At 73.6% G+C, this 7404-nt stretch carries 7 protein-coding genes; 2 read left to right on the forward strand and 5 right to left on the reverse strand.

Features of this window, described 5'->3' with window-relative positions; all coding sequences use genetic code 11:
- Window positions 1–25 precede the first annotated feature (25 nt).
- The 5 genes from ACFUEL_RS31165 to ACFUEL_RS31185 form a co-directional block, all read right to left on the reverse strand.
- The gene (locus ACFUEL_RS31165; RefSeq protein WP_380240148.1) at window positions 26–961 is read right to left on the reverse strand and encodes a VOC family protein; all 936 of its coding nucleotides are present in this window, start codon (window positions 959–961) and stop codon (window positions 26–28) included.
- Window positions 962–998: 37 nt separating this feature from the next.
- Entirely contained in the window at window positions 999–1991 is a 993-nt protein-coding gene (locus ACFUEL_RS31170) for an amidohydrolase family protein (protein WP_380240150.1), read from the reverse strand.
- A complete protein-coding gene (locus ACFUEL_RS31175; RefSeq protein ID WP_380240152.1) occupies window positions 1988–3121 on the reverse strand; it encodes an FAD-dependent oxidoreductase in 1134 nt (377 codons plus the stop codon). Before ACFUEL_RS31175 ends, ACFUEL_RS31170 begins: the two co-directional genes overlap by 4 nt.
- A gap of 87 nt (window positions 3122–3208) precedes the next feature.
- Window positions 3209–4180 carry a cyclase family protein gene (locus ACFUEL_RS31180; protein ID WP_380240154.1) on the reverse strand — a complete coding sequence of 324 codons (972 nt, stop codon included), beginning with the start codon at window positions 4178–4180 and terminating at the stop codon, window positions 3209–3211.
- Window positions 4177–5160, reverse strand: coding sequence for a fumarylacetoacetate hydrolase family protein (locus ACFUEL_RS31185; protein WP_380240156.1), 984 nt, complete (start codon window positions 5158–5160; stop codon window positions 4177–4179). Before ACFUEL_RS31185 ends, ACFUEL_RS31180 begins: the two co-directional genes overlap by 4 nt.
- Before the next feature lie 110 nt (window positions 5161–5270).
- Here ACFUEL_RS31185 and ACFUEL_RS31190 point away from each other — a divergent pair, with 110 nt between their 5' ends.
- Together ACFUEL_RS31190 and ACFUEL_RS31195 are read left to right on the forward strand one after the other, a co-directional pair.
- The gene (locus tag ACFUEL_RS31190; RefSeq protein WP_380240158.1) at window positions 5271–6203 is read left to right on the forward strand and encodes a LysR family transcriptional regulator; all 933 of its coding nucleotides are present in this window, start codon (window positions 5271–5273) and stop codon (window positions 6201–6203) included.
- A 192-nt stretch (window positions 6204–6395) separates the two neighbouring features.
- Window positions 6396–7404: MFS transporter (locus ACFUEL_RS31195; protein WP_380240160.1), on the forward strand; the 1009-nt coding region annotated here is incomplete at its 3' end.

The raw sequence follows: 7404 nt of genomic DNA on the forward strand, positions 1-7404 counted from the left end.
GCCGTACCGCGCCCCCGGGGGCGGATCACACGGGCGGGGCGACGAAGACGCCGCGGTCGACGTCGTTGAAGGACTCCTTGGCGACGATCTCGCTCATCGGGTTGGCGGTGCCCCACTGGTCGGTGACCTCGGGCTGCGAGAAGTCGTAGACGTGCGGGTGCCAGGTGTCCTCGTCGAGGGACTCCAGTTCGGTGGTGTACTCCACCGTGTTGCCGTGCGGGTCGAGGAAGTAGGAGAAGGTGTTGTTGCCCGCCAGGTGCCGGCCGGGGCCCCAGATCTTGCGGACGCCCGCCCGCAGCAGCCGCCCGGTGCCGTACATGTACTCGTCCAGGCCGCGCAGTTCGAACGAGATGTGGTGCAGCGAGGTGTGCGGGCCCTTGGCGAGGGCCATCGAGTGGTGCTGGTTGCTGATCCGCATGAAGTGCATGACCTCGCCCATGTGCGGGGAGGAGAGCGTGTCGGAGAGCCGGAATCCGAGGTGCCGCTCGTACCAGAGCCGGGTGCGGTCCAGGTCGGGCGAGTTGAGGACGACGTGGGAGAGCCGGACGGGCACCGACTCCTTCTCCTCGATCCGGCGGTGCTGCCGGGCGGCGACGTCGGCGGAGACCTCGATCGTGCGGCCGTCGCAGTCGAAGAAGCGGAAGCCGTAGCCGCCGCCGGGGGTGTCGACGCTGCCCGGCCGGGTGATCAACTCGACGCCCTGGGAGAGCAGTTGCTCGGCTATGGTGTCGACGTCGGCGGGGGTGGCGGCGCCGTAGGAGACCAGGTCGAGGCGCTTCTCCTCCGCCCGGCGCAGGCGCACCACGTACTGCTCGGGGGAGCCCTCGGCGGCCAGGAAGGAGATCCCGTCGTCGGAGGCGGTCTCGGTCAGGCCCCAGACTCCGGAGTAGAAGTCGAGCTGCTTCTCGAAGTCGGGTACGGCGAGGTCGACGTGCCGCAGGTGGGTGAGCAGGCGGTTCATGGGTGGTCCTCCTCGGTGGGAAGCGTCGTCGGAAGGGTCAGAGGCCCAGCAGGGCGGCGGCGTTGGCGCCGCGGACGGCGGCGTGGTCGGTGGGCGGCAGACCGGCCTCGGCGAGGGCGGCGAGCGGGTCCCCGGTGCCCATGTCGAACGGGAAGTCGGAGCCGAGCAGCACCCTGTCAGCGCCCGCCGCGCGGATCAACTCCCGCAGTACGTGCGGGTCGTGGACGAGGGAGTCGAAGTACAGCCGGCGCAGGTAGGAGCTGGGTTCGTGCGCGCAGCCGCGGGCGTCGGGGCGGGCCCGCCAGGCGTGGTCGGAGCGGCCGATGTGGGTGGGCAGGTAGCCGCCGCCGTGCGCGGCGATCAGCTTCAGGCCGGGGTGGCGGTCGAGGACGCCGGAGAAGACCAGGTGGGAGAGGGCGACGGCGTTCTCGGTGGGCTGGCCGACGGTGTTGGACAGGTACCAGCGGTCGAGGCGCTCGTCGAGGGTGCAGCCGAAGGGGTGCAGGAACAGCACCGCCCCGGCCCCCGCGGCGCGGGCCCAGAACGCCTCCAGCGCCGGGTCGGAGAGCTCCACCCCGGGTGCGTGGCTGGAGAGTTCGACGCCGAGCAGGCCGAGGGAGAGCGCGTGGTCGAGTGCTTCGACGGCGAGGTGCGGGTGCTGGAGCGGGATCAGGCCGAGGCCGCGCAGCCGCTCGGGGGCGTGGGCGCAGTGCGCGGCGGTGGCGGTGTTCGCCGCCTCCCAGACCTTGCGGGCGGTCTCCTCGTCGGCCCAGTAGTGGTAGTGGGAGGGCGACGGGGAGACCAGTTGCACGTCGACGCCCTGGGCGTCCATGGCGGCGAGCCGGGCGGCCGGGTCGGTGAGCAGCGGGATCCGGGCGGCAACCATCGGGCCGTTGACGGACATCGCCTGCGGGCCGTTGCGGCGGGCGTCCAGGGCCTTGGCGCGGGCGAGGCCCGGCTGTCCGGCGACGAGGGCCTCGACCCCGGGCAGCAGCAGGTGGGCGTGGACGTCGACGGCCGGGCCGGTCACGGGGTCTCCTTCAGGACGGCGCTGGTGCGGGCCATCAGGCCGGGGACGTCGGCGTCGCGGACGCCGTCCATCATCCACTGGCCCAGTCGGCAGGAGTTCTCCACCACCGTCCGCACCCGGGGCAGCCGCCGGGCGTGGTAGTCGAGCAGCAGCTGCTCACTGAACTCCTCGGCCCCGGTGAGCAGTTCGGCCAGAACGAGGACGTCCTCGAGGGACATCGCGGCGCCCTGGGCGAGGGTGGGCGGGCAGGCGTGGGCGGCGTCGCCGACCAGCACGACCCGGCCGCGGTGCCAGGGGCCCTCGACCAGGTGCCGGTCGAACCAGGTGTAGTTGACCTGCGCCGGGTCGGTGAGGGAGGCGGCGATCCGCTCCCAGTGGCCGCCGTACCCGGCCGCGAGGCGGCGCATCTCCTCGGCGTAGCCGGCGGGGTCGATGGTGGCGCGGTCGCGCTTGGGCTCGACCAGGTAGGCGTAGACGGTGTCGGGGCCGGTCGGGCAGTACCCGGCGATGTACGCGGGGCCGCCGTAGGCCAGGTCGGTGCGCTCGACGCCGGCGGGGCGCGGGGCGGGGGCGCGCCAGATCGCCATGCCGGTGGGTTCGGGGCGCTCGGTGATGCCGATCATGGCGCGGGTGGCGGAGGAGATGCCGTCCGCGCCGACCACCAGGTCGTAGCGGCCCGACGTGCCGTCGGAGAACTCGGCGTCCACGCCGTCGGCGTCGGCGCGCAGCGCGGTGGCGGTGGTGCCGAGGCGGACGTTCGCGCCGGCGGCCTTCACGGCGTCGATCAGGATGCGCTGCAGTCGGGGGCGCTGCATGCCGACGGTGGCGGGCAGGTCCTCGCCGCCGGTGCGCACGTCGCGGGCGACGTGCAGCACGGTGCCGTCGGGGGCGGTGATGCCGACCTCGTCGAACGCGAAGCCCGCGTCGCGGACCTGCGGCCACACGCCGATCTCGCGCAGGGCGCGCAGGGCGTTGCCCTGCAGGGTGATTCCGGAGCCGGAGACGTTCCAGTCGGGCTTGGCCTCGATCAGGTCGACGGCGATCCCGGCCCGGCGCAGCAGGACGGTGAGGCCGTTGCCGGCGGTGCCGCCGCCGATCACCAGGACGGTTCGAACGCTGGTGGGTGTCATGGGGGTTGCTCCCTGGCGGGTGGGCCGCGCCTGGTCGCGCGGCGGACGGGAGGGGGGTGCCCGGGGTGGACGGGCCTTCGGGTGGGGCTACTTGACGGCGATCGGGTTGACCGGGGAGCCGACCGCGCCGGTGATCGGCAGCGGGGCGGCGGTCAGCCAGAACTCGTACCTGCCGTCGGCGGCGCAGTGCGCGGCGAGGGCGTCCGGGTCCCACATCTCGCCGATCAGCAGGCCGATGTTGGGGATGGCGACCTGGTGCAGCGGCTGGAAGGCGTGGTCGAACTCGTTGGGGCGGACTTCGAAGCCCCAGGTGTCGGTGGCGATCGCGGCGATCTCGGTGCGGTGCAGCCACCCGGCGGTGGTGAAGGACAGGCCGGGTGCCGGTCCGCCGGCGTACTCGCCCCAGCCCTCGCGGCGCACCCGGCTGAGCTGGCCGGTGCGGACGATCACGATGTCGCCCCGGCCGACGGCCGAACCCGGGCCCTGGGCCTCGATGGTGGCGCGCAGGTGCTCCTCGGTGACCGCGAAGCCGTCGGGCAGTTCGCCGTCCGTGCCGATCGCCCGTCCGACGTCCAGGAGCACGCCCCGTCCGGCGATCTGGTGGTCCATGTGCTCGATGCCGGTGACCAGGTCGCCCTCGGAGGTGACGGTGGTGGCGGCGTCGCGGCCGTTCCACGCCCTGCCGTGGTCGAAGATGTGGCCGAGGCCGTCCCACTGGGTGGAGCACTGCAGCGGCATGGCGATCACGTCGTCGGCGCCGCCGATGCCGTGCGGGAAGCCCTGGAGTCCGGCGGCGGCGTCGGTGCCGGTGTCGAGCATGGTGTGCACGGGGTTGGTGCGCCGCCGCCAGCCGCGCTGCGGGCCGTCCATGTCGAAGCGCTGGGCGAGCGAGAAGCTGACGCCCTGCCGGATCAGCCCGGCCGCCTGCTGCCGCTTGGCGCCGTCCAGGAAGTTGAGGGTGCCGAGGCGGTCGTCGGCGCCCCAGCGGCCCCAGTTGGAGTACGCCTTCGCGGCGGCGGCTATCGCGCCCTCGGGGTCGGTGCGGTCGGGGGCGTTCACGCGGACTCCCGCACGCAGCGGGTGCGCTGGGCGCCGAGGCCGGTGATGGTGCCGTCCATGACGTCGCCGTCGGCGAGGAAGCGGCCCCAGTGCATGCCGTTGCCGGCCGGGCTGCCGGTGAGGACCACGTCCCCGGGCAGCAGCCGGGTGGTCTGCGAGGCGTAGGAGACCATCCGCGCCACGCCGAAGAGCATGTCGGCGGTGGACTCGTCCTGCATGGTCTCGCCGTTCAGCTTCAGCGTGACCCGCAGGTCGGCGGGGTTCCCGGCGAAGGCGGCGGGCACCAGGTAGGGGCCGAGCGGGGTGAAGCCGGGGGCGTTCTTGCAGCGCAGCCAGTCGGTGCCGATCTCCGGCATGTCGCGGCGGAAGACCAGTTCACGGGCGGTCAGGTCGTTGGCGATGGTGTACGCGGCGACGTGCCCGAGGGCTTCCTCCGGGGTGACCCGGTAGGCCGGGGCGCCGATGACGGCGGCGAGTTCGAGCTCCCAGTCCGGCTTGGTGCACCAGGCGGGCAGCACCACGTCGTCGTACGGGCCGGTGATCGAGGACGGCAGGCCGATGAACACGTACGGCTGGTCCTCGGCGGCCCGGCGGTCCATCATCGCGCCGATCTCGGCGCGGGCCTGCTCGACGGTGCGCGGGTCGTCGGCGGGGCGGTGCGCGACCGCCAGGTCGATCACGTGCTGCCGGTAGTTGGCGCCGGACTGCAGCAGCTGCCGGGGCTCGACCGGGGCGAGGGTGCGGAGCTCCTCGACGGGGCGCCGGGCACCGTCCGCCCGCGCCGCCAGGTCGTGCAGGACGGGCAGCGCCTCGTCCCAGCGCTCCAGCAGGTCACGGGTGGTGCCGGGGCTGCCGAGCGCGGGGCGGCCGCGGAGGTCCAGGACCAGGCCGTCGGCCACCAGGCCGGGGAAGGGCGCGCCGTCGCCGTCGGCGAAGGTGCCGAGGGCGAAGGGGCCGGAGAGTTGCGCGTGCGTTGCCACGAGGTCTCCTCTCGATGCGTTGCGACTAATCTGGCCCCACCACGGCAATCATGGAAATCAATTCTGTAGATACGACCCATCCACCGGACGGATAGGCAGGTCGACCCCGGATGAACCTCGCGACCCTCGACCTCAACCTGCTCCCCGCGCTGCGCGCCCTGCTGGAGGAGCGCAACGTCACCCGGGCCGGCCGCCGGCTCGGGCTCAGCCAGCCCGCGATGAGCGCCGCCCTGGCCCGGCTGCGCAAGCACTTCGGCGACGAGCTGCTCACCCGCTCCGGCAACAGCTACGCCCCCACCCCGCTGGGCACCGCGCTGCTCACCATGACCGGCCCCGCCTGCGACCTGCTGGAACGGGTCTTCACCTGCCAGGCGTCCTTCGAACCCGCCACCGCGGAACGCGAGTTCACCCTGCTGACCTCCGACTACGCGGCCGCGGTCTTCGGCGCGGGCCTCGCCCGGGCCGTGCACGCCGAGGCCCCCGGCATCCGGCTGCGCTTCCAGCAGGTCGGCCCCACCCTGGTCGACTCCATCACCGACTTCCTCGGCTCCGCCGACGGGCTGCTGCTGCCGCACGGGGTGATCACCGGCTACCCGTCCCTCGACCTGTACACCGACCGCTGGGTCTGCCTGGTCGCCGACGACCACCCCGAGGTCGCCGGTGCCCTGACCCTGGACGACCTCGCCCGCCTCCCCTGGGCCGTCTACCAGCGCGCCCACGACGCCCCCGCCACCCGGCAGCTCGCCCTGCTGGGCGTCGAACCGCGGGTCGAGGTCTCGGTCGGGACCTTCCAGCTGCTGCCCGCCATGGTGGCCGGCACCCGCCGGGTCGCGCTGATCCAGGCCCGGCTCGCCGCCCTGCTCGGTCCGCACAGCGGCGTCCGCACCCTGCCCTGCCCGTTCGACCCCGTCCCGCTCACCGAGGCCCTGTGGTGGCACCCCCTCCACACCCAGGACGCCGCGCACCAGTGGCTGCGCGGAACCGCCGCCCGGGTCGGCGACGACCTGCGGGAACAATCGGACCGTCATCTGTTCGACGAATGACGGGTATTCGTACAATCGATCAGCAGTACCATTCCCCGGGACCATCCACCCCGATCAGGATGGCTGCCACCCCGGCCCGCCGACGCGCCCACGACGGACCAGGTATCCGCCGACGCGCCCGCGCCGGACCAGGCGCCCGCCGGCGCACCGGACCCGGTCCTCGCCCGGCCCCGGCTGACGCTGACCCTGCTGATGGCGGGCAGCTGCCTGCCGATCCTCGGCGCCGTCCTGATCGCCCCGGTCATACCGGACCTCCAGGACCACTTCGCCTCCGTCTCCGGCGTGGACGCCCTCGCCCCCGTGGCACTGACCATCCCCGCGCTCTCCCTCGCGATCATGGCCCCGTTCGCGGGCGCGATCATCGACCGGCTCGGCCGCCACCGGCTGCTGGTGATCGCCACCGTGCTCTACGCGATCGTCGGCACCGCCCCGCTCTGGCTCGACTCGCTGCCCGCGATCATCGCCAGCCGGGCCCTGGTCGGCGTCGCCGAGTCCGCCATCATGACCTGCTGCACCACCCTGATCGGCGACTACTGGAGCGGCAAGCAGCGCGAGAAGTACCTCGCCCTGCAAGCGATCTGCTCCGCCGTCTCCGCCACCGCCTTCTTCGCCCTCGGCGGCGCCGCGGGCTCGGCGGGCTGGCGCGCCCCGTTCTGGGCCTACGCCGTCGGCCTGCTGCTCGCGCCCCTGCTGGCCACCGTGCTGCGACCGGCCAACCGCCGCACCGACGCCGCCGCGGCCCCCGCCCTGGCCCCGTTCGGCCCGCTGCTGCGCCGCCTGCTGGCCCCCTGCGCGCTGACCTTCTTCGGCGCGATCGTCTTCTACACCATCCCCGTCGAGACCTCCTTCCTGCTCAAGGACCTCGGCACCGAGGCACCCGCCACCATCGGCCTGTGCACCGCGATCGCCAGCGCCGCCACCGTCGCCGGCGCCGCCGCCTTCACCCGCGTCACCGACCGCGCCGAGCGCCTGCTCCCCTGGACCCTCGCGCTCTGCGCGGTCGGCTTCGGCATCATCGCCGTCGCCGGCAACGTCCCCCTGCTGGTCGTCGGAGCCGTCGTCAACTGCCTGGGCACCGGCATGCTGCTGCCCACCCTGATCAACCGCACCATCGCCCTGCTCACCCCCGCCAACCGCGGCCGCGGCACCGGCCTGTGGAACAGCGCCTTCTTCCTCGGCGAGTTCGTCTGCCCGCTGATCC

Origin of the sequence: Kitasatospora sp. NPDC057198, from assembly GCF_042670125.1 — a bacterium.
Taxonomy (GTDB): Bacteria; Actinomycetota; Actinomycetes; order Streptomycetales; family Streptomycetaceae; genus Kitasatospora.

Excerpts from the sequence above, each read along its gene's own strand:
- ACFUEL_RS31165 (WP_380240148.1), bottom strand. The coding sequence starts at position 961 with ATGAACCGCCTGCTCACCCACCTGCGGCACGTCGACCTCGCCGTACCC.
- ACFUEL_RS31175 (WP_380240152.1), bottom strand. The coding sequence starts at position 3,121 with ATGACACCCACCAGCGTTCGAACCGTCCTGGTGATCGGCGGCGGCACC.
- ACFUEL_RS31190 (WP_380240158.1), top strand. The coding sequence starts at position 5,271 with ATGAACCTCGCGACCCTCGACCTCAACCTGCTCCCCGCGCTGCGCGCC.